General features: G+C 54.1%; 21 protein-coding genes and 3 pseudogenes. 10 read left to right on the forward strand and 14 right to left on the reverse strand.

Annotation, left to right across the window (positions count from 1 at the left end; genetic code table 11):
* Positions 1-37: 37 nt before the first annotated feature.
* The 4 genes and pseudogenes from ACQ86N_RS37120 to ACQ86N_RS37135 all read right to left on the reverse strand — a co-directional run.
* Positions 38-676 (reverse strand): PEP-utilizing enzyme, encoded by a 639-nt coding sequence (locus ACQ86N_RS37120; protein ID WP_431211427.1) that lies wholly within the window; start codon positions 674-676, stop codon positions 38-40.
* 300 nt (positions 677-976) lie between these two features.
* Entirely contained in the window at positions 977-1,426 is a 450-nt protein-coding gene (locus ACQ86N_RS37125) for a hypothetical protein (RefSeq protein ID WP_431211428.1), read from the reverse strand.
* Positions 1,423-1,893: a PEP/pyruvate-binding domain-containing protein gene (locus ACQ86N_RS37130; protein ID WP_431211429.1), complete on the reverse strand. Its 471-nt coding sequence runs from the start codon at positions 1,891-1,893 to the stop codon at positions 1,423-1,425. Before ACQ86N_RS37130 ends, ACQ86N_RS37125 begins: the two co-directional genes overlap by 4 nt.
* 37 nt (positions 1,894-1,930) lie before the next feature.
* Positions 1,931-2,638: pseudogene (locus tag ACQ86N_RS37135) on the reverse strand (PEP/pyruvate-binding domain-containing protein); the annotation flags it as partial.
* A gap of 259 nt (positions 2,639-2,897) precedes the next feature.
* Between ACQ86N_RS37135 and ACQ86N_RS37140 the strand changes: the two are divergent.
* Positions 2,898-3,563: a hypothetical protein gene (locus tag ACQ86N_RS37140; RefSeq protein WP_431211430.1), complete on the forward strand. Its 666-nt coding sequence runs from the start codon at positions 2,898-2,900 to the stop codon at positions 3,561-3,563.
* Positions 3,542-3,979: a hypothetical protein gene (locus ACQ86N_RS37145; RefSeq protein ID WP_431211431.1), complete on the forward strand. Its 438-nt coding sequence runs from the start codon at positions 3,542-3,544 to the stop codon at positions 3,977-3,979. Before ACQ86N_RS37140 ends, ACQ86N_RS37145 begins: the two co-directional genes overlap by 22 nt.
* 77 nt (positions 3,980-4,056) lie before the next feature.
* On the opposite strand, the gene ACQ86N_RS37150 is transcribed toward ACQ86N_RS37145, so the two are convergent.
* The gene (locus ACQ86N_RS37150) at positions 4,057-8,178 is read right to left on the reverse strand and encodes a choice-of-anchor J domain-containing protein (protein ID WP_431211432.1); all 4,122 of its coding nucleotides are present in this window, start codon (positions 8,176-8,178) and stop codon (positions 4,057-4,059) included.
* Positions 8,179-8,421: 243 nt separating this feature from the next.
* On the opposite strand from ACQ86N_RS37150, the gene ACQ86N_RS37155 reads away from it, so the two are divergent.
* Positions 8,422-8,613 (forward strand): hypothetical protein, encoded by a 192-nt coding sequence (locus ACQ86N_RS37155; protein WP_431211433.1) that lies wholly within the window; start codon positions 8,422-8,424, stop codon positions 8,611-8,613.
* A gap of 44 nt (positions 8,614-8,657) precedes the next feature.
* On the opposite strand, the gene ACQ86N_RS37160 is transcribed toward ACQ86N_RS37155, so the two are convergent.
* Positions 8,658-9,470 carry a class I SAM-dependent methyltransferase gene (locus ACQ86N_RS37160; RefSeq protein ID WP_431211434.1) on the reverse strand — a complete coding sequence of 271 codons (813 nt, stop codon included), beginning with the start codon at positions 9,468-9,470 and terminating at the stop codon, positions 8,658-8,660.
* A 232-nt stretch (positions 9,471-9,702) separates the two neighbouring features.
* Here ACQ86N_RS37160 and ACQ86N_RS37165 point away from each other — a divergent pair.
* The 5 genes and pseudogenes from ACQ86N_RS37165 to ACQ86N_RS37185 all read left to right on the forward strand — a co-directional run bounded on the left by ACQ86N_RS37165 (position 9,703) and on the right by ACQ86N_RS37185 (position 14,453).
* Positions 9,703-10,340: pseudogene (locus ACQ86N_RS37165) on the forward strand (hypothetical protein).
* Positions 10,341-10,345: 5 nt separating this feature from the next.
* Entirely contained in the window at positions 10,346-10,462 is a 117-nt protein-coding gene (locus tag ACQ86N_RS37170; RefSeq protein ID WP_431217746.1) for a helix-turn-helix domain-containing protein, read from the forward strand.
* Between the two features lie 33 nt (positions 10,463-10,495).
* On the forward strand, positions 10,496-11,410 hold the full coding sequence (locus ACQ86N_RS37175) for a PLP-dependent cysteine synthase family protein (RefSeq protein WP_431211435.1): 915 nt from the start codon (positions 10,496-10,498) through the stop codon (positions 11,408-11,410).
* Between the two features lie 2 nt (positions 11,411-11,412).
* Positions 11,413-12,072 carry an NAD-dependent epimerase/dehydratase family protein gene (locus ACQ86N_RS37180; protein WP_431211436.1) on the forward strand — a complete coding sequence of 220 codons (660 nt, stop codon included), beginning with the start codon at positions 11,413-11,415 and terminating at the stop codon, positions 12,070-12,072.
* Positions 12,073-12,083: 11 nt separating this feature from the next.
* The gene (locus tag ACQ86N_RS37185) at positions 12,084-14,453 is read left to right on the forward strand and encodes an ABC transporter permease (protein WP_431211437.1); all 2,370 of its coding nucleotides are present in this window, start codon (positions 12,084-12,086) and stop codon (positions 14,451-14,453) included.
* A gap of 356 nt (positions 14,454-14,809) precedes the next feature.
* On the opposite strand, the gene ACQ86N_RS37190 is transcribed toward ACQ86N_RS37185, so the two are convergent.
* The 4 genes from ACQ86N_RS37190 to ACQ86N_RS37205 form a co-directional block, all read right to left on the reverse strand.
* Positions 14,810-15,121 carry a hypothetical protein gene (locus ACQ86N_RS37190; protein WP_431211438.1) on the reverse strand — a complete coding sequence of 104 codons (312 nt, stop codon included), beginning with the start codon at positions 15,119-15,121 and terminating at the stop codon, positions 14,810-14,812.
* Positions 15,111-15,986 carry a hypothetical protein gene (locus tag ACQ86N_RS37195; protein ID WP_431211439.1) on the reverse strand — a complete coding sequence of 292 codons (876 nt, stop codon included), beginning with the start codon at positions 15,984-15,986 and terminating at the stop codon, positions 15,111-15,113. The genes ACQ86N_RS37190 and ACQ86N_RS37195 overlap by 11 nt, the downstream gene beginning before the upstream one ends.
* Before the next feature lie 74 nt (positions 15,987-16,060).
* Complete coding sequence (locus ACQ86N_RS37200) at positions 16,061-18,205, reverse strand: FtsX-like permease family protein (RefSeq protein ID WP_431211440.1); 2,145 nt, start codon at positions 18,203-18,205, stop codon at positions 16,061-16,063.
* Positions 18,202-18,441 carry an ABC transporter permease gene (locus ACQ86N_RS37205; RefSeq protein WP_431211441.1) on the reverse strand — a complete coding sequence of 80 codons (240 nt, stop codon included), beginning with the start codon at positions 18,439-18,441 and terminating at the stop codon, positions 18,202-18,204. Before ACQ86N_RS37205 ends, ACQ86N_RS37200 begins: the two co-directional genes overlap by 4 nt.
* Positions 18,442-18,638: 197 nt before the next feature.
* On the opposite strand from ACQ86N_RS37205, the gene ACQ86N_RS37210 reads away from it, so the two are divergent.
* Together ACQ86N_RS37210 and ACQ86N_RS37215 are read left to right on the forward strand one after the other, a co-directional pair.
* Positions 18,639-19,499 carry a bifunctional transcriptional activator/DNA repair enzyme AdaA gene (locus ACQ86N_RS37210; protein WP_431211442.1) on the forward strand — a complete coding sequence of 287 codons (861 nt, stop codon included), beginning with the start codon at positions 18,639-18,641 and terminating at the stop codon, positions 19,497-19,499.
* A gap of 194 nt (positions 19,500-19,693) precedes the next feature.
* A pseudogene (locus ACQ86N_RS37215) lies at positions 19,694-20,241 on the forward strand (2OG-Fe(II) oxygenase).
* 2 nt (positions 20,242-20,243) lie between these two features.
* On the opposite strand, the gene ACQ86N_RS37220 reads toward ACQ86N_RS37215, so the two are convergent.
* The 4 genes from ACQ86N_RS37220 to ACQ86N_RS37235 all read right to left on the reverse strand — a co-directional run bounded on the left by ACQ86N_RS37220 (position 20,244) and on the right by ACQ86N_RS37235 (position 23,715).
* The gene (locus tag ACQ86N_RS37220) at positions 20,244-20,405 is read right to left on the reverse strand and encodes a hypothetical protein (protein ID WP_431211443.1); all 162 of its coding nucleotides are present in this window, start codon (positions 20,403-20,405) and stop codon (positions 20,244-20,246) included.
* Positions 20,398-21,036 (reverse strand): ABC transporter permease, encoded by a 639-nt coding sequence (locus ACQ86N_RS37225; RefSeq protein ID WP_431217747.1) that lies wholly within the window; start codon positions 21,034-21,036, stop codon positions 20,398-20,400. Before ACQ86N_RS37225 ends, ACQ86N_RS37220 begins: the two co-directional genes overlap by 8 nt.
* Positions 21,037-21,041: 5 nt before the next feature.
* Positions 21,042-22,616 (reverse strand): ABC transporter permease, encoded by a 1,575-nt coding sequence (locus tag ACQ86N_RS37230; protein ID WP_431211444.1) that lies wholly within the window; start codon positions 22,614-22,616, stop codon positions 21,042-21,044.
* A 115-nt stretch (positions 22,617-22,731) separates the two neighbouring features.
* Positions 22,732-23,715 (reverse strand): ABC transporter permease, encoded by a 984-nt coding sequence (locus ACQ86N_RS37235; RefSeq protein ID WP_431211445.1) that lies wholly within the window; start codon positions 23,713-23,715, stop codon positions 22,732-22,734.
* Positions 23,716-23,803 lie beyond the last annotated feature (88 nt).

Here is a 23,803-nt window from a genome sequence, read left to right on the forward strand (position 1 = left end):
TTGTTAATATTAAACTGAAAAACCGTCCACTTTGCCCTTATAGTATTTCCACATATCCATCCGTCCCATTCACCCGGATCCTCTGCCCGTCTTTGATCAGCCTGGTTGCGTTATCCATCCCAACAACTGCCGGCAATCCATATTCACGCGCGATAACCGCCCCATGGGTCATCAGACCGCCAACTTCCGTCACCAGTCCCTTTATAGATACAAATAGTGGGGTCCAGCTGGGATCTGTAAAGGGCGTGACCAGGATGTCGCCTTCCCCCAGATCGGCGTCTTCCATATTCAGGATAACGCGAGCCCGGCCCTCTGCAATTCCGGAAGAAACAGGCAGCCCCACAATGGCGCCAGCCGGAAGATTCTCGCGTTTGTACTTTCCGGTGATAATTTCCCCATCAGACGTGATGACGCGCGGCGGAGTTAGTTTTTTATACAGAATGTACTCGGCCTTTCGCCGGTCGATGATCCGGTAGTCCAGTCGGTTTATTCCGGCAGCCTCGCGAAGTTCTTCACAGCTGAGATAGTAGATATCCTCCTTTTCATGAATAACACCGGCCTGTACCAGCCGCTCTGCTTCTTTCAACAACGCCTTCTTGTAAATAAAGTAGCAACTCACTATGCTGTATTTCGGGTATTCCCGGAAACCGGCCAGATCCCGGACCAGACTGATCATCCGTTTGGCTTCAGCAGATTTTTGTTCGCCATCCGGCAAGCTGCTTCAACCGATCCAATAACTCCCTCTCTTTTTCAATGCCTCCTGCAGACCCTGCTCAAATTTCCGTTTGCCGGCACCGGGTTCAAAATTTCTGATATTGCTCAGTATCATCGGGACAATTGCAGCCGGCTTTTTCGCTCCAGCGCGTTCTCGTTATATCGATCTCCCCGCACACCGCATTCCATATTTATCGAGGTAGTTATAGATCGCGTCCCGGACCGTCTGTCCGCCCCGGAGGCGGGTCAGTCCGTCCAAAAATCATCTCCTTTTATAATTTGTAAATATCCCACCAGCTTCCGGATAAGGACGGACGACGTCAGCCAGATCCAGTAGCTCAAGCCCCATCTCCGAAGTAATATTATTGCGTACCGATTGAGTCAGCGTGTCCGCCACGTTCTTTTCACCCAGCCATTCGAGCATCCTTTCGTTGATCCATGACGAAGCGTTCATTGCGGTCATGATCACACCAAAACTCCGTGAATCGAAAAGTCCCATCCTTAGTTGCCGGGCGTCTTCCAGGATAAAATCGATCAGTTCAGGCCCTGATTTCGTTTGGATGACCCGTTGCAGTTCCGCCCGGAATAACTCGCTGCCCCTGATCAGTTCATCGACCACGCCCGGATCGTAGTCGACCAGGGTTTCAAAATCCCGGAACGACGGCTCCTTTTTGCCCGCCGCATCTTTTCCGTCATCCGGCATCAATCTCACAAAATCCCCCGCTCCAGAATGGTCGCTATCGCATCTTTTATCAAAGTGGGTCTGATTTTCCAAGGACGTCTACCATAATTCTTCTTCCGGCCGACGACGCCAGATGGTTCGTTATATCGACAAACAGTCTCCCTGCAGCTCTTATGCATGGACGCCGCAGACGTCAGCTGGAATAAAGACAATCCGAGCGGCTTCATAGGGTCAGTCATCATTTGCTGGTGTCCTACGGAAACGTAGACGTGATTCCCGTCCTCACCCGACTCGGGTATCGGAAACAAAGTAGTGATCGGGCGGCTCTGGACAATATAAAATGCGCCCTCGGCCAAACACCATTCGATATCCTGGGGATAGCCGAAATGTCCTTCGATCGTTCTGCCGATCGCCTCCAGTTGCAGGATCTGCCCGTCCGTCAGCGCCGGTCGCCCTGCCGGCAAAGGCTCTCCCGCCGCCTGACTGTCCCGCCGCACCTGTTCGATTTTCCCTTCCCGTATCCTTGTAGCACTCCGGTGTTACCAGACCGGCGACCAGCGCTTCTCCGAGGCCATAGCTGGCATCGATCGACAGGACCTTGCGGTTGCCGGTGACCGGGTCGCCCGTAAATAAAACACCGGAGACCTGTGGAAATATCATCTTCTGAACAATCACAGACAGATAGACACTACGCTGGCTGAAGCCGTTTTGAATGCGATAGGTTACCGCCCTGTCCGTGTATAGCGATGCCCAGCATTTTTTGATATGCTTCAGGATAGCCTCCCATCCGATAATGTTCAGATAGCTATCCTGCTGGCCCGCAAAGGAAGCCATCGGCAGGTCCTCAGCCGTGGCGCTGGACCGGACGGCATAAGCCCCATCCCCGCCAAATTTTAAAAGGCAATCCGTGATCTCCGCTTCTATATCTTTTGGAATATCCGCACCTTCAATGAGTCCGCGTATCCTGGCACTGACCATCCCGATCCCCCGTCTGTCTTCCGCACTGAATAACTCCAGTTCATCCAGCAATCCATCAAGCTCCTTGCAATCGGCGACCACTCTACTGTACGCTCCGGTGGTAACGCAAAATCCTTCCGGAACCTGAATCCCACCGATTCCTGACAACTCGCCTAAATTGGCCCCCTTGCCTCCGACATCCGCAAATTTTGACCTGTCGGTCTCCCGAATAGAAAGCACAAATCTGTACATATTGTTACTTTTTTTATGAATACAACTATGCATTAACGTTACACTACCGACCGGCGCACGAATTCAAAAATAAAGCATTCGAACCTTCATAATCGATTGACTTACAAATAAAAATATCGTCAAACCAAACAATTATCTTTTTTGTTATCCAATTATAGTCCCGCCCTTTTTCGGCCTGGCACACCAATATCCGACCGTTAGGAAAGCAAAACCCACCGATCAAAAACTTCCCACACTCCGATACAACGATAAGCTCGTATTCCCGATCAATGCTGGTACAAATCTGCCTAACATGAAATATATCCAGTGCATGGCCCTGGTCGCGGCCACAGCCCTCATCACGACCCCGGCTTGCAGAAAAGGCAATTCCGGCAAGGAGCAACCGCCACCACCACCACCCAAAAAGGCAGCAATCGTCAGCACATTCGCGGGCGACGGAACGGATGCTTACCTGAACGGCCCATTACTTTCCGCCAGATTCCATACACCCATCGATATCGCCATTTCTGCCGACGGAACCCTTTACGTAGCAGACTACAATGGACGGCGAATCCGAAAAATTTCGGCGGGACAGGTCTCGCTGCTGGCCGGAGACGGCAATTTCGGCACAAAGGACGGAGCGGGCGATACCGCCCAGTTTGTAGACCCATACCGCATCGAGGTAGACCGCGGCGACAATGTATACGTCACGGATCAGGCTGACGCCCGCGTCCGTCGCATTGCCGCGAACGGAATGGTGTCCACTTATGCCGGCACAGGGATCCCCGGATTTAACAATGGAGACGTTTCCGTAGCACAGTTCAGCGTCGGCATGGGCGGCATTGCGATCGGCACACTGGGAGACGTCTACATTGACGACACGAACAACGGCCGCATAAGAAAGATCACCGCCGCCGGACAGGTTAGCACCTTTGCCGGCAGGGATAAAAAGGCTTTGTGGACGGAGACACCACTATAGCCGAATTCCTGAACCCCAACGCCATCCTTTTCGACAAGCAAGGGAATATGTTTGTGGCAGACAATGGAAATTATTGCATTCGCAAAATAACGCCCGCGGGCATAGTATCCCGTTTCAGCGGCGCAGGCACGCCCGGAACGGCCGACGGCGACGCCAGCACGGCTCAATTCTTTTATATCTACGATATGGTGATAGACAAGGAAGGGAATATATTATTGACCGACGGCGACCGCGTCCGGAAAGCAGACCCATCCGGGAAGGTGTCGACCATCGCTGGCGGCGGCACAGGATACGCAGATGGGGAAGGAGCAACGGCGCGGTTCAACTACCCCGCCGGACTGGCGATAGACGCAGAAGGGAACCTCTACATCGCGGACGCGATGAACAATAGGATAAGAAAAATCAGCTTCAAATAATTGGGCTTCCCTGGCGGTGACATACGAAAAAGAGGCTGCCTTTTTGGGCAGCCTCTTAATAGCTTAGAGCTGATAAACTATAACACCAGCAACTTGGTTGTCGCTATCGAGCCGGCTGTAATCACCTTTACAGTGTAGAGACCGCGCAGACCGCCCAGGCCAACAGTATTGACAGGGTTAGAAGGCAGACCGCTCTGTTGCCTGACCACATTCCCGCTGGAATTCAGGATCTGGATAAGATAGGGACCATCGGCGTGTGCCACGATCAGCGCAGTGAATCCGATGGCGGGGTTGGGAACCGCGGTGACTGTCAGCGGCGGCGCAAAGGTTAGGCTGATGGTATTGGACAACGTAGAATTGCCCAGCGTTACTATCTCCCTGAGCCGGTAGTAGTTGGTACCCGCCAGCGGCAGGGGATCGGTAAAGTTATAGTCGGTGCTGGGATCCGTACTATTGCTCGCCTTTGCCTGGACCAACCCGATCGGCAGGAACAGACGGCCGTCAAGGCTCTTCTGCACTTCGAATACGCTGGTCTTATTTTCCGGCGTTGTCGTCCATTTCAGAAGGGCCGTATTTCCCTGTTTGACCGCGGTGAAGGTCAGCGGCGGCAGGATCGCTCCCGTATCGGGCTGAGTGAACGAGAACTGCGTAAACACAGGATAGTGGTCCGTCGTCGTATTGCCATAGTTGGCGACCAGCGTCGCAACATCTGAGCGCACCGTAGCCGAGTAGGGCAAATAAAGGCGGCTCATGGTATCGGTGATGATCACGTTGTCGATCACGCTTGTAAAATTGACATCGCTGTGCTGACCCGCAAGACTCAGCGACTTTGTCGGGAAGGCATACAGGGCAGAATCGTTGATGGTGAACGAGCTCCACGAACTAACCGGCGGATTTACACCGGCAGTGATGGTTGTATTCAGGTCGTCGTTGAAATCACCAAGGATCACAACGTTCTCATTCGGGTACTGAACCTTCAGCAGCGAATCCAGCGCATGCGCTCCGTCTGCACGACGCGCATAGGCCGTCAGCACCGGAGAGGTATTGGCCTTTGCATGAACATTGACAAAATGGATCGTTTTGGTATTCGTTCCTCCATGGTTGTCGCTCAGCGTAACGTTAGCCGTCAGCATATAGGGGAACCTGCCGCTCGCCCAGTCATTATAATATAGAGTGGAAGGATCCAGCGGATTGCTCGTTCCAAGGGTCAGCAGGGAGTCGGTACGCAGTACCGATATCTTGGCTGTATTGTAAACGAACGCCAGCTTTTGTACAGTGTTCATCGGATCAGGACCACCGGGGATCGTCGGGTTCGAGAACGACCCGTATTGTCCGACTACGACCGCATAACCCGGCATAGTGGCCACGATGGAATCCAGCGCCTGCTCGTCACATACTTCTTCGAGAGCATACAGGTCGGCGTGCAGACTGGGCAGGACGATGCCTACATTCTTCTTCTGCAGGGCCTTGTCGGTCGGTCCGAGGGTTGGATCGGGAGTACCGAACCAATTGAGATTCCAGTCGATAACGCTAAGCGTGGAAGCCGGGTCGATGCTGTTCCCTTTCACATTGACTACCGCCGTCGAGTCGGAAATGGAGACGATGACAGAATCGATGAACTGACGGTTGCCGGCCGCAGGCCTGAAACGGATAAATACCTGCTCTGTTTTGTTATTGGCCGCAGCAGCAGTGAACGCCACGGAATCACTGAAGTTCACGCTGTCCGTAGAGACCTGGAAGCTGCCGGAAGAAGTAACGGTAATATTCGAAGTAAGGTCATTTCCCGTAACAAGTAGCTTCTGAACAGCCCAACTGTTTGTAGCCGTAAAGCCAAACTCGAAATTGTCCGTGCTCAGCGTGAGGCTGGGCGGTGGGGGAACCGGCGAATTTATCAGGCTGATATCGTCTACCGTCCAGCGGGAGCCGTCCTGGGTTGACGAGGTATAGACAAAGGCGATATAGACACTGGTATCCTTGAAAGTCGACAGGTTGATGCCGGGCGACAGCGTCCAGACATCCGAAGCCTGGCTGGGTAATTTCCCGTTGAGATCGGTCCAGTGCGCCAGAGCGGGGTCGCCGGAGCCCGAATAGTCGGAAGATATCTTCAGCGTCAGTGGAGCGCCCGCAAAGGCGTTACGGCTCCAGAAGCTCAGCAGCGGAAAACTGGTCTTGCTGAGGTCGAACCGGGGCGTGATCAGCCAGTCCTGATTGGCATGGTTCGCGCCCGCCGCAAAACCGTTGATCTGGACAGCGTGTCCAAAAGCCGTGGTGCCCGCCGGGTTGCTGCTATCCCTGCCAAAAGTCGTGCAATCCCAGACCTGGGCGCCGGATACGCTGAAGGAAGTGAATCCATTGGGCAGCTGGCCGCTGCCAAGACAGCTGTCGAAACTGGTAGTGAAAGGAAGTGTCTGAGCAACGGTATTGTTAAAAGTGCTGAAGGTCCAGGCCTGATTTGTCGTTAAACCGGCAAAACTGTTCCCGAACTGATCCGCGAAAGTCCCGGCCGCTATGCGAACCGAATAGATATTGCCGCCCGCCAGTCCCAGATGGAAAACGACGGAGTCATTGCTGACCGCAATACGGGGATCGCTAACGGGGATGGGAGTCCCGTCCACTCCATTCGTAACAAGGATGATATTCCCGCTGCTTTTGATGACGGGCTTCGTGAATACCAGCACAGGGATAGCGCTGGACGGGATATTGGCCGAGTTATTGGCAGGAACCAGTGTCTGAACCATCGGCGGCGCCGTAGTAAAGCTGCTGTTACGGGGATTGGGGGTGCCTGCCACAAAATCGGTAGAATTGTTATTGGCGTCCTGACCATCCGGCGCACGGAGGTCCGAAGTGGAATTGGTCAGCACCGGGGCGGGCGCGGTTTCAAATCCGGTTGCGCCTGGGCCATAGCCGACGATATCGATAACGGCCGCTCCGCCGGGATTGGCCCCTGTTTGGGCCGCGGTAGAATTGCTCAGAAGGACCTTGCCGGTAGTAGCGCTCATCGAGATCGCCCCGGTAACGTCAGGCGCGGGCAGCTGCCCTGTGGAGTTGGAGCCCAGAGACTCCGCTACAAGGAAGTATCCATGCGGCGGGATAGTACCCGCCAGAGGCGTCACCTGCCACGAACTACCCGTAGACGACGCATACTGAACAGACCAGCCGGCGAGATTGACCACCGTATCGGCGTCGTTGAAGAGTTCAATAAAATCATTGGCGAAGACAGAGCCCGAGTTGCCGCCGCCGCCGTATACCTGGTTGACGACGATCTTTGCAGCCGGCGCAGTGACCGAGCCCGAAAGGGAAACGGTCTGGCTATCGGCCCCCGTGCTGCGGAATATGATGTTACCGCTGACAGCGCCCGACGGTGCACCGGCGGCGAGTCTGACAAGAAGCGCCGTATCCGCTAGCGTCCCGCCCTGCGGGGCAAAACTCACGGACGTAACGAAACTACTGCCGTCCCGAGAAACCTCGAATCCCGCGGAACAAGTAGCGGTAATGTTGTTGGTAAGGTTGATCCCTCCGATGGCGAGGACCTGGGTGCCGGACGCACTTCCTGCCACGGCGGCAAATGACGGCAGGGAAGACGGGCTAACGGTGATCGCCGGCAGGGGTATGCTCCCCGAAGTGGCAGCCGTGACGCTGAGGTCGTCGATACGCCAGTTGGCAGTACTCTTCGACGCATTTCCCGCACCGTTATAGGCATAGAGACGGAGCGTTATGGCCTGCCCCTGGGCTCCCGCGACAGACAGTCCATTACTCATAAGCGCCCAGGCACTGTTATTGGCCAGTACGCCGGAACCGGCGGCCGTGGCGAAATTGTCGAGGCTGGTACGGATATCATAAGCCTGAGGTCCCGTACTCGTACTGCGGCTGCCGAAACTGACCTGGTTGACGGTAACGGCTATGCCTGCGGCCGGGGTTAGTGTCCATTCGAAATAGGCGGTGGTATCGGGACGGAATGCCCCTACATTGGCCGCCGCGCCGGCATTGTTGCCGCCCGTAGCGCCACCATAGCCCGAAGAGGCGGAGGTGGTAGTCAGCAGCGTAGTGGTACCGTTATTGTTGCCCTGTGAAATGGCCGAGACCGTGACACCGGCAGGGACGCCGGAAATTGGAGTGGCAGTGGAGAAGTCCCAGACGATCTGGGAATGGCTAATAGCAGGCAACAGAATTGCCAGGAGCAGTGGGTAAAATTTTCCCATTACAGATTAGATTTAATTAAAAGTGTATATGTTATAAGAAGCGATACAATGGCTGGACAGGAAATTGGGACGCTACAGCAGAAACTCAAAGGATACAGGCCTGTAAATGTAGGGGGAAATGAGAAATTGGACAGATTTTGGATTTGAAGAAATTATTAACCCTTCCGGCCAGGCTAAAATATTTGCACAGCCTGTTTATAACTTCAATCGGCGCTTCACACCCAAAATACTATCTTTCGTATTATGATCTTCACGCCAGGTCAACCCGTCATCGTACTGGATACCACCCACAAGCCCGCTGGCACCGGCATAGTGCAAGTCTACTACGCCGATACGGATAGGTGTCAGGTATTATTTCAATACCCCGACAAGACGCAGCCCGAGAGTATACCGGTCCCAGTGTACCGGCTCGTCGCTCAGGCAGCAGCCGAATAAAAAGGGCCCATAAACAGGCCCTCCTTCCAGATCGTCGCCGCCGACTATTTCCTCGACACCGTTACTCTCAAAAAGTTAGCTGGTATCGATGTTGTTCCGTTACCACTCTTATTCTGTTTGTTGAACAACTCCTCCAGCTCACGCTGCAGATCTTCTGCCTTTCCGTTCTTTTCAGCGGCTTCGAATGCATTCATGGTAGGACCATAGTACTTCCTGAACCGTTCCAGAAACTCGGACGGAGTTCCGGATATCTCGAAAGTAAAAACGTCCTTTTCAAACGAAATGTCTTCTTTTGCCACACCCGCGCTGGTAAATCGCTCTGTTACATTGCTCTCCACTCCCCACAGCATCGGGCTGACAAAACCTTCCGGCGGCGGCGGGGTATACGCAGAGCTGATCTTTAGGATCTGTGCAACCAGAGTAGGATCCCCGGGTATCCAGTTACCCATCACGATCTTTCCGCCGGGCCGTGTAACACGGACCATTTCTCTTGCAACGTCGAAAGGCTTCGGAGCAAACATAGCGCCGAAAACGGTAACGACGAGATCGTATGCCCCGTCCTCCAGCTCACGCAGATCGGTCGCATCACCTTCCTGGAACCGACAGTTGCCAAGCCCTTCCGACGCAGCCCTTTTCTTACCCGCCTCGACAAGATTGCCCGCAATATCGACTCCCAGGACTTCCGCTCCCAGTCTGGCCTCCGGAATAGCCGTGGTCCCATCGCCACAGCCCAGGTCCAGAACTTTCATTCCCCTGGAAACGCCCAGCCGGCCGACAAGCGCGGAGCCGCTGTCCCTCATGCTATCCGCGATTTTGGTGAAATCACCTTTCTCCCATAGTGCTTTGTTAGGATTCATATTATAAACATTTTTGTAATGCAATACTAGCCATTCTCAAATCCACGCCGTTGACTCTCCGGTTCAATTTCCTGACCAGAAAGCTCAGAACTCCGTTCCTGGAAAATTTCATAATTTTAGACAGATGGATAATTTTTTTGAACGCATCCTGCAGCGCCCCCAGTACTACAGGCAATTCAATTGTGGCAACTCGCTGATCACAGCCTTCACCTGCCCGATGGACGCCCGTCTGATGAAGGCCCAGTTTGCGGACCTTTGGACCCAATACAATTACCTGTTCTATGTGATCGACGGCCGGAAGATCTGGCACACAGCCGGAGGGAAATACGATATCCAGAAAGGGAACTGCGTATTCGTCAGAAAAGGGGGTTTATCCTCGAGCAGCCGCTGGACACCGGATTTTGTGTGATGCTTTTCTTTATACCCGACGAATTTATTTGCGAAACCCTGCACACAAGAACCCGGCCGCTTGCGGGTTACGACCACGAGTTCGACCAGTTGATGCTGATCGAACCGAGCGAGACCCTTCAGGGATTCTTTCACTCCATGTTCACCTATTTCACTGAAACGCGCGATCCCGACCCGTCATTGCTGGAGATCAAGTTCAAAGAGCTCATCCTGAATATCGCGGACAATGCCGTGAACAAGGACATTTTGTCCTATTTCTGCTCGCTGCTGCATGAACCACAGACTGCCCTCCTGAAAAGGGTGATGGAGGATAATTTCTGCTATAACCTGAAGCTCGATACGTATGCAAGATTGAGCAACCGCAGCCTGTCTGCATTTAAAAGAGATTTTGAACGACTGTTCCGGAACTCCCCGGGAAATGGCTGCTGGAAAAAAGACTCCAGCACTCCTTTCATCTGCTGAGCAACCTGAAAAAGACAGTGGGAGAAGCAGCCTTCGAAAGCGGCTTTGAAAGCCCCGCCCATTTCAGCCGCGCCTTTAAGATCAGGTTCGGCAAAGGGCCGTCCGAAGCGAAGAATTATTAACTACATTTAACCGGACTAATCAAATCAACCATTATGCCTGCAATTGGAAATACCCCGCTGATCAAACTCCAACGTATGACCGAACCCGGGTGTGCCGACATTTATGTAAAATACGAAGGCGCAAACCCAACGGGCAGCATGAAAGACCGGATGGCGCTTTCCATGATCGAAGGGGCTGAGCGCCGCGGTCAGCTCAAGCCCGGCGGGAAGGTGGTGGAATACACCGGCGGAAGCACGGGCAGCTCGCTGGCGATGGTCTGCGCCACAAGAGGATACCGCGCGCATTTTGTCAGCTCCGACGCTTTCTCACAGGAGAAACTGCAGACGATGAAGGCCTTTGGCGCCGAACTGGAGCTCTTCCCCAGCGAGGGAGGCAAAATAACCGCGAAACTTATCGGAGACATGATCGAAAGGGCAAAAGAGCTCAGTAAAGAACCCAATGTTATCTGGACCGACCAGTTTAGGAATGAAGACAACCGGAATGCCTATCACGCCCTGGCGCAGGAGATCATCGGCACGCTAGGCAAAGACATCGCGGAATTTATACAGGGCGTGGGCACGGGCGGCTCTTTTTCGGGCACCGCTGAAATTTTCAAAGAAGAGATCCCGGGCATCCGCTGTATCCCGATAGAACCGCTGGGTGTTCGCGCGCTCTCTGGCGGCGATATCTCCGGCACGCACCGACTCGAAGGCATCGGGGCAGGCTTTGTGCCCGCCATCTGCCGGCTGGACCTTGCCGATGAGATCATCGCCGTCTCCGACCAGGACGCGTATGCGACAGCGCGCCGACTCGCCCGGGAAGAGGGCATCTTCGGCGGTATCACCTCCGGCGCAAATGTCTGGGCAGCCCTCCAGCGGGCAAGGAAGATCGGCGCGGGGAAAAAGATTGTCACGATCATCTGTGACTCCGGCCTGAAATATCTCAACGGCGACCTTTACAAACAATAGCCATGAAGATCAAAGCCATCATAACAGGAGCAACCGGGATGGTCGGAGAAGGCGTCCTGCTTGAATGCCTCAACCACCCCGATATCGAACAGGTGCTGGTCATCAACCGGAATCCGTTGGGAATATCGCATCACCGGCTGCGCGAGATCATCCACAAGGATTTCTTCGACATCACGCCCATCGAAGACCAGCTGGCCGGCTACAACGCCTGCTTTTTCTGCCTTGGCATTTCTTCCGTCGGGGTCAGCAAGGAAGACTACAAACATATTACCTATGACCTGACGATCAATTTTGCCACGACGCTGGAGAAACTGAACCCGCAGCTGACTTTCTGTTATGTCACCGGCGCAGGCACGGACAGCAGCGAACAAAAAGGGATGGCCTGGGCGCGCGTGAAAGGCGCTACGGAAAATGCTCTGATGAAGCTGTTTACTAACGCATATATGTTCCGCCCCGGATTTATGAAGGCGTCGCCTGGTCAAAAGAATTTAAAAAGCTTTTACCGATACATTGCCTGGCTGTACCCTATCGGCCGGGCGGTCTACCCGGGAGGATTCTGTACCCTGAAAGAGGTCGGGCTGGCCATGATCAACGCCGCCGGCAAAGGCTATTCCAAAAAGGTCCTCGAAGTAAAAGATATCGTCGAACTCGCAAAACGCTAAATCAATACTGCATGTTTCATAACTATCTCCGAACGGCACTGCGCAATATCCGCCGCAATCCACTGTTCACCGGACTGAATATATTCGGGCTGGCGACCGGCCTTGCCTGTAGCATACTGATCTTCAGTTGGGTTCAGGACGAGGTTGGCTACGATAGTTTTAATGCAGGGGCGGAAAGGATATTCCGGCTAACAGCCACCGTTAAGGACATAGAGAGCAGCGCTGTACCCTACGGGTTCGCTAACGCCATCCGGACCGGCATACCGTCAATTAAGAACGCTACCCGCATCCATATCGACCAGAAGATCATCAGCGTGGGCGCTCGCAAGTTCGACGAAAAACGCGTCTTCCAGGCGGACACCAACTTCCTGCGAATATTCAACTACCCACTGCTCCGGGGAGAAGCCACGGCGGTGCTGCGGTCCCCCAACAGCATCGTATTGACCGAGGCAACAGCGATCAAATATTTTGGCAGTGCTGACCAGGCGATGGGCAAGTCGGTCTTCGTCGACAACGACAGCGTTACCATGCAGGTCACCGGCATCCTGAGGAATATTCCATCGAATTCTCATCTGCAGTTCGATATGCTCCTGTCCATCGACAACTGGGACCAGACGATGGATCCGCAGCAAAGCTGGCGCTTCTTTGACAGCCATGTCTATTTTCAGCTGGCCGACGCCGTCCAGCCCAGTCCAGCGGTATTGAAAATGATTACCCGCCAAATGGAGGCCATGCGCGCTTCAGCGATTGCAGGCACCCTGGCCGTACCAGCCTCCATATCCGTCCAGCCGCTCGAAAAGATCCACCTGTATTCCCACTACAGAAACGACTACCCGGGACAGGGAAACATCAGCCACGTGCGTATTCTTTCGCTGGTCGCCCTCTTTATCCTCGTCATTGCATGTATCAATTTTATGAACCTGGCGACGGCCCTGTCGGGCGTCCGGGCAAAAGAGGTCGGGCTGCGCAAGACGATCGGCGCCCTACGCCGTCAGCTGGTCCTCCAGTTCATCGGTGAATCCATGCTGCTTTCTTTTATTGCGCTCGGCCTGGCCCTGCTGCTCGTCTTCGCCGCGCTTCCCTTCTTTAACGAGCTGGCCGGAAAATCCATACCGTTCAATCTGGCAAGCCCCGGACTGGCTGCTGGTGTCCTCGCGATCACGGTAATAACAGGGTTGCTGGCCGGCAGCTATCCCGCCTTCTATATTTCCTCCTTCAGCCCCATCAAAGTCCTAAAGGGAGAAGGGGTGCTTCGGGGAGCCTTCCTGCGCAACGGACTGGTCGTCCTGCAATTTGCCGTCTCGATCGTCCTCATGGTAAGCACCGTCGTCGTCTATCAGCAGCTGCGTTTTGTTCACAACCGGGATATCGGCTTCGACCGGAACAACCTGCTCTATGTCTCCATACCTCGCGTCGGCAGCCGCATGCAGAACTCTGCCGCACTGCGATCGATGCTGCGCCAGTCCACCCGGATCGGCGATTTTACGATCACGGGCGAGCTGCCCACCGACATGAACTCAATAAGGCCGATGACATGGCGCGGCGCAAATGACCGGATTATGATCAACTGCAGCTACACCAATGTAGACGAACAATTCATACAAACTTTTGGCATGAAGATGGTCGCCGGCAGATTCTATTCAAACGAATTCGCCGATTCCGACAGTGACTATGTCGTCAACGAGACAACTGTCAGAACCATGGGACTGTCACCGGATGCGGCCATTGGAAAAACAATTGCCGTACGCGGCGTTGAAGGCAGGATACTCGGCGTCGTAAAGGATTTTAATTTCAAGGCGGTCTACCAGCCCATCGAGCCGCTGGTCATGCGCCGGTGGCCCTCCGGCGACTTTATCGTCTTTCGCTGCACTCCAGGGAACCTTCCCGATAAACTCTCCGAGATCCGTAAAGCCCTCAGGGCCGTATTCGGCGATACGCCCATCCGCTATGGTTTCGTCGACCAGGATATCGACCATCTCTATACGGCAGATGCACGAATGGGCAGGATCTTTAATATTTTCTCGATACTGTCAGTCGTCGTTTCCTGCCTCGGACTGTTCGGGCTGGCGACATTTTCTACGCAACGGCGTACAAAAGAGATCGGGATCCGAAAGGTACTGGGTTCCGGCGAGGCCAGTATCGTACTGCTTCTCGCCAAAGAATTTCTGCAGCTGGTGATTCTTTCCCTGGCTGTTGCTTTCCCCATCGCCTGGTTCGTGATGGACAAATGGCTTCGGGAATTTGTCTACAGGACGACTATCAGCCCCTGGATCTTCGCGGCGACGGCCGCGGCCGCGGTGCTGGTCGCATTCGTGACGGTAGGTTATCAGACGATCAGGGCCGCGGTGGCCAATCCGGTGAACTCGCTGAGAAGTGAGTAGCCACGTGGCTTTTGCCCGGAATCGCAGGTCGAAAGCTATAGACCCTCCGTAGGCGGGGCAAAAAGATCGGACATGTCTTTTGGCGAGGAGGATCGGTTCTTCGGACCCCGGTAAAGGATACCGACCAGCCGGCTGAACAGTTGGGCCGTGGCAACGGCGTCTCCAAGTGCCGTGTGCCGTCCTTCTACGACTATGCCAAAATAGTCCAAAGCATCCTGGGACGCGGTGAGCTTTCTTTTTAACTTACCGGTCAGATACAGGTAAAAAGTATGGCCGAAGTATCGACAGTGCGATGGGAGAACCGCTGCTGAAAATCATACCCGCTGCGAGTGAGGAAAGCGTTCAGAAAATTGACGTCAAAATTGATATTGTGGCCGCCTAAAACAATCTTTTCGTCGGCTGGAAAATGACTGTTGACGAATTTGTACATCTGCTTTATTGCGACAGCGAGGCGACACTGCCTTTTTCCGGTGTTCCTGGAGGTTGATCCTGTTGATCCCGAGGGCTTTTTCAGTCACGTTGAGCACGCCGTCGTCGATGAGTATCTCCAGAGAAGCACCGATCTCGGACGCTTTCCACACGACAAGACCAAGCGACAGCAGGCTATTGTTTGCCGGGTCGGTGCCACCGGTCTCGGTGTCGATAAAAAGTATCCTGTCAGCCTTCATATAGCTTTTTCTTGTTCAAAATATAAAACAGTGATACAATTCTTTCGTCTCCATAGAGGGTCCAGTATCTTTTATACTTAACATGAAAGGTGAACCACAGAATGACCATCGTCGTTACGATGAGTCTGGATATTTCCTGTATTGAAGGCGAAATAAATGCCCCGGCAACCCGAAAGAACCCGATATAGTAGAGGGTGGTAATAACGAAGATCAGGGCTAGCGACCGATACAGATTGTACTTCGCCAGAAAGAAAGGTCCGAGCGTCTTCATACTTTCCTGCGTGGTGATGACGCCGGACAATTTGGTGACCAGACGGGTGTCGTCCGGATAGTCGACGGAAAGACGGCTCTTTACCAGCTGCAGACAATTCTCTTTCAGGACGGCGTCGCCGGCGAAAAAGTCCGCGGCCCTGAAGGTGAACAGATATTCCAGCACCGTCCCCAGCGGACGCAGCAACTCCTTCAACCGCAAATAGACGGGTGAAGAGGGATTCCTGAAAAGCCATCCGCAAATCCTCTCATACCCACTGATGACCGGCCTGTTCAGACCGTCGTCGAAGACCGCCGTCAGCAGCTCGTACTTAATCCTCGAAAACACCTTGACCGTATGCCCCATCAGATAAGCGATAATGGTAAGGATCGTCAGGGAGGATTTCGGATAAGCGGCCCAGTTGATTTTTAAGATGTGGTAGACCGTTTGCAGCGCCGATAGAATGACCGACCCGTCGACGGTCGCCGCCGGAACGCCGTCGATATTGACAAACAGGACGGGTGAGAGCAGGATCATCAAAAAGATAGCTCCGGGCAGTATCAATCCCAGAATATCGAAAAGAAAGTTTTCGAGTTTGGAAAAGAAGTCGTTCATTGGTCAAAAAGTACAGAATCTTCCCGCTCCGGGAGTCAGCATCCCTTCTGTTTTTTGCACCATCTATCCACGCTCTATTCCGAGTGAAGGCTGTTCACGGGATTGGCGAGTGCCGCCCTGATCGCCTGCCAGCTGACGGTCAGCAGGGTGATCACCACCGACGCAAAAGCCGCAGCCACAAAGACCAGCGGACCGATGACGATGCGGTAGTCATATTTCAGCAGCCAGGTCCGTAGAAAGTAAAGCGCTATGGGAGACGCGATGAGACAGCCAATCAGAACGAGCACGACAAAATCCCTCGAAAGCAGATACCAAAGCCGCGCAACGGAAGCCCCCAGCACCTTCCGGATGCCTATTTCCTTTGTCCGCTGCTCGGCCATATAAGCCGCCAGCCCGAACAACCCGAGACAGGAGATGAAGATGGCCAGACCGGCAAACAATCCCGACAGCTTGCCGATCAGGTTTTCCAGGCTGAACTTGGACGCGTGGCTAGCCTCTACAAAACTGTAGATATAGGGATAGGCCGGGTTGTATTTGTTGAAGATCCCGGTCAGCCGCGCGATAGCGGCATGGGTATTTACCCGCGGAGCCAGCCGGTAGGTCATGCTGCTACCCCAACTGGGGTCGTAAATGAAAATGGTCGGCTCGGCGGCCGAGAAGGGGGAGGCCATCAGCGAATTTCTTACTACACCGATGACCCTTACGCGCTGAGGAACGTCATGCCAGGTGATCACCTGATTTATAGGTTCTTTATACCGCATCCTTTTTACCGCCGCCTCATTGAGGATCACATTCAGCGAGTCGGCCGCCAGATGGCCCGTCCAGTTGGAACCCTTTATCAGCTGCATCCTCAGGGTCTTGAAATAGTCGGCATCGCTGACCGCCACGGTCGCGAGGTCGAGGCTCTCGCCCGCCTGCTTGCCCTGCCAGTCGTCTATCCGCTGGTAGGACCAGATGTCCGTGGCCGGACTCGAAGACTTCGTGACGTCAGTGACGACACCGGAAGCCAGCAATTCATTCTTGAGTGCGTCATAGTTCTTATTCGCTTCCGCGCCGGCATCGGTCATCAGCAGCCGATCGGCGTCGTAGCCCAAAGGCCGGTCCTTTGCATACTGGACCTGCTGATAAATGACGACAGTACTGATGATCAGCGCGACGGAACAGGAAAACTGCAATACCACCAGCGCCCTTCTGGACAGGGTCGCTGACCTGCCGGTCCGAACGGCGCCTTTTAGTACCTTAACAGGATGAAATGATGAAAGATAGAACGCAGGCCTGCTGCCGGCCAGTAACCCGGTGAGCACCACATACCCGGCCATGATCGCCCAGAAGAGCATATTCGACCAGGGCATCGCGATAGCCGTATCAGTAAGCGAATTAAAGAAGGGCAGGGCCAGCGCCGTGATCAGCAGGCAAAGAAGGAACGCCAGAAATGTAATGGCAAAAGACTCACACAAAAATTGAATGACGAGGTCCTTCCGCCGGGAACCGATCGCTTTCCGGACGCCTACTTCCCTCGCCCTTTTCTCGGACCTGGCCGTTGAAAGGTTCATAAAATTGATGCAGGCGATCAGCAGGACGAGAATGCCGATAATGCCGAACATTTTCACATAGTCGATCAGACCGCCGGCCTGTACGCCTTCCCGAAAATCCGCATACAAATGCCAGTCTCTGAGGGGCTGAAGGAATACCGCCGACTTGTAGATGCTGAAGTCGTCGGGATCGTGGTTCTTTATCAGCCCATTCAATACAGGCTCCGCCTGTTCGTAGGGGACGTCCAGCGCCACAAAGGTCTGCCAGGAATTGTTGCGCCAGTTGCCGGAATTATTCCTGGCCCATTCATCCTGCCCAAGCCAGTGACTAAAGGGCAGGATAAAACCGAATTGCAGGCTGGTGTTGGCCGGCAGGTCCTTCAGCACGCCGGTGACGGTTGCATTGTAGCCGCCGTCCATGCGAACCGCTTTTCCCATCGGATCGGCGTCCCCGAACAAAGATTTTGCCGTAGCTTCCGTAAGCACGATCGAACCAGGGTCTTTCAGGACGGTCCCGGCATCTCCTTTTATCAGTGGGAACTGAAATATTTTGAGGATGTCTTCGTCGGCCTGGCAGCCGCGCAGATATAGCTTCTTATCGCCGACGATCAATGACCGGCTACCGAACCAGTCGGTTCTGGCGACGTATTTTACACCCGGCACCTCGGTCCTGATCGCCGCGCTCAAGGGTAGGGGCGTCGCCTTTTGTACCTCCCCCCACTGCTGCTGTGGCTGCGGATCAATGCCTGGTAGACCTGCCGGGATCCCGGCAGCCAGCGGTCGTAGGAATACTGGTACTGCACCCAAAGACCAATGAGGAGGGCAACGGTCATGCCAATGGCCAGACCGAAGATATTCAGGGCGCTGTAGGCCTTATTCCGGACCAGGTTGCGCCATGCGGTTATAAAATAGTTTCTTAGCATGATTATGGGGCCACAGCAACTATGCCCCTTTCATATGCCGATAAGAATCAATATCTTAACCCCTAAACTCCGCATCGGATTGTCCGGTTTCGATACGGCGCCTGTTCCAGGACGGGCAGTGTAGCCGGAAGAATAGCAAAAACCGGGTTTTCCAGCCTCGCAGGGGGTGGTATTTTTGTGTCACAAAAGAAAATAACATGTCAACCCAACAAGAGATCAACTATAAAAGAATTGCGGAGGCCATCGCATTCTATAAACAAAATTTCAAACGACAGCCGTCACTCGACGAAGTAGCCGAACACGTCCACCTGAGCCCGTTCCACTTCCAGCGGATGTTCAAGGACTGGGCAGGGGTCACGCCGAAACAGTTCCTGCAGTACCTGACCCTCGAGCATGCAAAGGAAGTCATGAACAAGGAGACGGACGTCACGCTGTTCGACGCTGCATTTGAAGCGGGGCTTTCGGGTACCGGCCGTCTGCACGACCTGTTCATAAAGATCGAAGGGATGACCCCCGGTGAATACAAGAACGGAGGAGAAGAACTGAACATCAACTATCATTTCGCCGACAGCCCTTTCGGACTGCTGCTGGTGGCTTCGACCAACAAGGGCATTTGTTATATGGGGTTTGCCGACGAAGGCAAAGAAGCTACGCTGAAGGACCTGAAAAGCAAATTCCCCAATGCCCGATTCTTCGACCGCGCGGACGAGCTCCAGGGAAGGGCTCTGTCCATCTTTCACCGGGACTGGAACAAACCCTCGGAGGTCAAGTTGCACCTCAAGGGCACCGATTTTCAGATCAAGGTATGGGAAACGCTGCTGAAAGTGCCGATGGGCGAGCTGGCCACCTATTCCGGGATCGCCGGGAAACTAGAACACCCCGAAGCAGCCCGCGCCGTAGGCACTGCAGTAGGCAGCAACCCGGTGGCCTTCCTTATCCCCTGTCACCGCGTGATCAGGGCCGATGGACAGATAGGTGAATACCACTGGGGAACCGCCCGCAAGAACGCGATGATCGGCTGGGAAGCTACCCAGGTATTTGCCACGCAGGACAACTAATATTTGCTACGCAGGACAACCTCACAAGAATGAATACGATCATAGAACGGCTGCGGCTGACGGACTGGCAAAAGACGACCGAAGACCTGTACCGGAACGGACACGCGGTGGTACCGGGGTTGCTGACAAAGGAAGAATGCAGCGAACTGATCCTCGGATACGATGACGGCGCGCTCTACCGGAAGACGATCAATATGGAGCGCTACAGATTTGGAAGCGGAGAGTATAAATATTTTCAGTATCCGCTGCCTGAGCGGATAGCGGGGATTCGGGAGACAGTCTTCCCGCGATTGGCACCGGTCGCCAATCAATGGATGGAGCAGGTGGGGGTCGAAACAAGATTCCCTTCCTCCCACGAACAGCTGCGGGATCGTTGCCGGGAAAAAGGCCAGACAAAACCCACGGTCCTGATCCTGAAATACGGAGAAGGGGGATTCAACACTCTGCACCAGGACCTCTACGGAGAAGTTTATTTTCCCATGCAGCTGGTGCTCTTTCTGAACCAGCCTGGGCAGGACTATACGGGAGGAGAATTTGTGCTGACCGAACAGATACCACGCGCGCAGTCGAAAGCGATCGTTTTGCAGCCGCGACGGGGGATATGCTATTGTTCACCACCAGTTGGAGACCTGTCAAAGGCGGTCGCGGCTGGTATCGGGTAAATATGAAACACGGGGTCAGCCCGGTGACAAGCGGATCGAGGCATACGCTGGGAATAATTTTTCACGACGCGGAGACTTAACCTTACTCGGACCGAAGGCTTTTGACCGGATTGGCCAGTGCCGCTCTTACCGACTGGTAGCTGACGGTCGCCACTGCAATCACAAGGGCCAGCGTCCCGGACGCCGCAAATACGGTCCATCCCATGTCTACCCGGTAGCCATAGCCCTCCAGCCATTTATCCATGGCGAACCAGGCCACTTGGCGCAGCTATCAGGAAGGCTATTCCGACCAGCAGCACAAATTCCCTTGCGAGCAGGGTCGTAATGCTGGTCACGCTCGCCCCCAGCACCTTGCGGACGCCTATTTCCCTGATCCTATTCTCTGCCATATAGGCGGCCAGCGCAAAAAGCCCCAGACAGGATATAAGGATAGTAAGACCGGCAAACAGTGCCGAGAGGCTGCCTATCTGTTGCTCCTCCCTGAATTTTCTCGCATAGGCATCGTCGGTAAAAACATACTCCCAGGGATAGCGCGGATTGTATTTTTTGAAAATATTCTCTGCTTTTTCGATGTTGGCGTTGATAGAGTTGGCCGGATTTAGTTTGAAGTGGATGACCTGACAGAACAGACGCGGACCCGCGATCATCATCGGGGCGATATGCTCGGCGAACGGCGATTCCAGAATAAAATCCTTTATAACCCCCACGACGTGCCATTTTTCCTGGTCTGTGCCGGTCCCTCTCCAGATGTTTGCACCGACCGGACTCTTCAGGCGCATGGCCTTCACCGCTGCTTCATTGAGCAATACAGCCGTGCTGTCGGTTGCGTATTTGTATACGTCGAGATCCCGGCCGGCGATGAGCTTTGCGCCCATCGTATTCACAAACCCGGCGTCTGCGGCGAACTGGATAAAATCTGTTTTTTGTCGGCCTGGGTGCTGCCATCCCATTCGTAATCCCACCCGTCGCTCCAGTGCTGCGTGACTGGCCCTGAAGTTTTCGTCACGGCGACCGCCGCGCCGCTGCTGATCAACTCGGTGCGGATCGAGGAATAGTATTTGGTAGCGTCCCCCTGCGTAAAAGTATAGACGAGGTTGTGCCTGTCATAGCCAGCGTCCCTGTCCTCGCCGTATTGTATCTGTTTCTGAATGATCAGGGTGCAGATTATGAGGATGATGGCGAAACTGAACTGAAGAACGACGAGGACTTTACGGACTGAGACGAGCGAATCGGACTTCCTGAACGTCCCTTTCAGCACCTTCACCGGCTGGAAAGATGAAAGATAAAAGGCGGGATAGCTGCCGGCCAGCAGACCGGTGAACAGCACAAACCCAAGTGCAAAGATCCAGAGCAGCGGATCGTTGTAGTGTATGACCAGTTGCTTGCCCACCAGCAGGTTGAACTGATCAAGACTGACTACCGCCAACGCCATGGCGATCAGAAAAGCAAGCCCGGCGATAAGAATGCTTTCGCCGATGAACTGGGCGATCAGAAATCCCCTGTATGCCCCAATGACCTTGCGAACGCCTACTTCACGCGCTCTCCGTTCGCTGCGGGCCGTCGACAGATTCATGAAGTTGATACAGGCGATCAGCAGGATGAAACAGGCGATGACGCCAAAAAGACGAACGGTCTTGATCTTCCCTCCGACAAGCATACCATTTTCGGAGGTCGCATACAGGTGATAGCGGGACATCGGCTGCGTAAAAACTTCCGTCGTCTCCCTTCGCCCCGAATGATCGATGGTGATATTCCTGATCTGCCGGTCAAAATCGGTCTGCGACACACCGGGCTTGAGCAGCACATAGGTGTATACCGAATTATTGCCCCAGCCATTATCGTCCCAGCCCAGGCGCGTCATGAACGCCCAGGGCAAAAGATAGTCGAATGTAAAAGAAGTATTGGGCGGCAGGTCCTCCATGATACCGGTTACCATAAAGTTGGCTGTACTGTCGATGACTACGGTCTTGCCCATGGCCTCCTCATTCCCAAAAAGCCTCTTCGCCATGCCGCGGGTAAGGACGATACCGGTCGGACCGTTGAGCGACTTTGCGTTGCCTTTTATCATGGGAAACTGAAACATACCCAGAAAACTGCTGTCCGCAAACGCGCCCCGCGTATTGAGGTGCACGTCACCGACGGTGGTCAGGAAAGTAATATTATTGAAGCGGGCCACTTGCTCAACGGCAGGATAGTCCTTTTGCAATGCTGTCGCCAGCGGCTTGGGCGTATTGTTCCAGGCCCAGGATTTACCCTCGAACTTATCGCGGTTGTAGAGCGCATAGATGCGGTCGGTTTTTGGATAGATACGGTCATAGGACAGCTCGTTCTGAATCCACAGCAGTATAAGCAGCGCACTGGCCATACCGATCGCCAGACCGGAAATATTGATGATGGAAAAGCTCTTGCTCCGCAGGAGGTTGCGAACCGCGATTTTCAGGTAGTTCTTGAACATACCCAAAACGCGCGAATAGAGTGCCAGAGTTGCAAGACATTGTTGAACAATCGATTAAGGGCTGTGTCCGGGTATTTGGTGTCCGGGTACGACACAGTTGATGTACGGGTTTGGTCTAGTCGGCCCGAAGCACCCGGACCGGATTGGTGAGGGCAGCCTGCACCGCCTGAAACCCGACCGTACCCGCCGCGATAACTATCGAAAGAAGCCCGGTAAGCGCAAAAATCCACCAGGAGAGATCGATATGATAGGGAATGTCTTCCAGCCATTTGCTCATAAACCACCAGGCCACCGGCGACGCAATGAAGAAGGCAATGACGACCAGGACGAGAAAATCTTTTGACAGCAGGGTAACGAGCCGCATAATGGAAGCGCCCAGCACTTTTCTCACGCCGACCTCCCGCAGTCGGGATTCCGCCATATAGGCGCTGAGCCCGAACAACCCCAGACAGGATATCAAGATCGCCATCCCGGCAAACAGCGCGGCGAGTGTCCCGAAATGTCTTTCGCCCGTCAGTTTCCACAGGTCGTAGTAGTCGACAAAGAAATACTCGAAAGGATAGTTGGGGTTATATCGTTTGAAGATCCCGGTCAGACTGGAGATATTCGCGGAGGTGTTGTTCGCGGGGTTCAGCCGGAAAGTGATGGTCCCGAACCAGGCGTCCGTCCCGGTCTTACTGGTTGGCCCCTGCACCACAATAGGATTGACCCGGTTGTACAGTGAGCCGGTGACAAAATCTTTTATCACACCCACGACGTGCCAGGTGCCTTCATCGCTTCGAAGGACCTGGCCTATCGGATTGGAAAGCCCCATCTGGCGAACGGCCATTTCGGTCAGCAATACTGCCGAGGAGTCCGTTGGATATTTTCGAATGTCTATGTCCCGGCCCGCAACCAGACGCAGCCCCATCGTCTTTACAAAAGTCCTGTCGGCCCAGTATTTGATCAGGTTGACGCGCTGATCGGGGTCCTTTCCCGGCCACTCGAAGCCGTCGTTGTTCGCCCATACTTCGGTGATCGGCGAATTGGTTCGGGTGATATCCGTGATCGTTCCGCTGGCCAGCAGGTCATGACGGATCAGCTCGTAATTCTTTCGCATGTCGCCCTTCAGATAGACAAAGGCCAGATTGTCCCGGTTATAACCGGGATCCCTGTCCGTCGCATATTTTAGTTCCCGGTAGATAACG

The sequence above is a fragment of the Puia sp. P3 genome (assembly GCF_050632245.1).
Lineage (GTDB): Bacteria > Bacteroidota > Bacteroidia > Chitinophagales > Chitinophagaceae > Puia.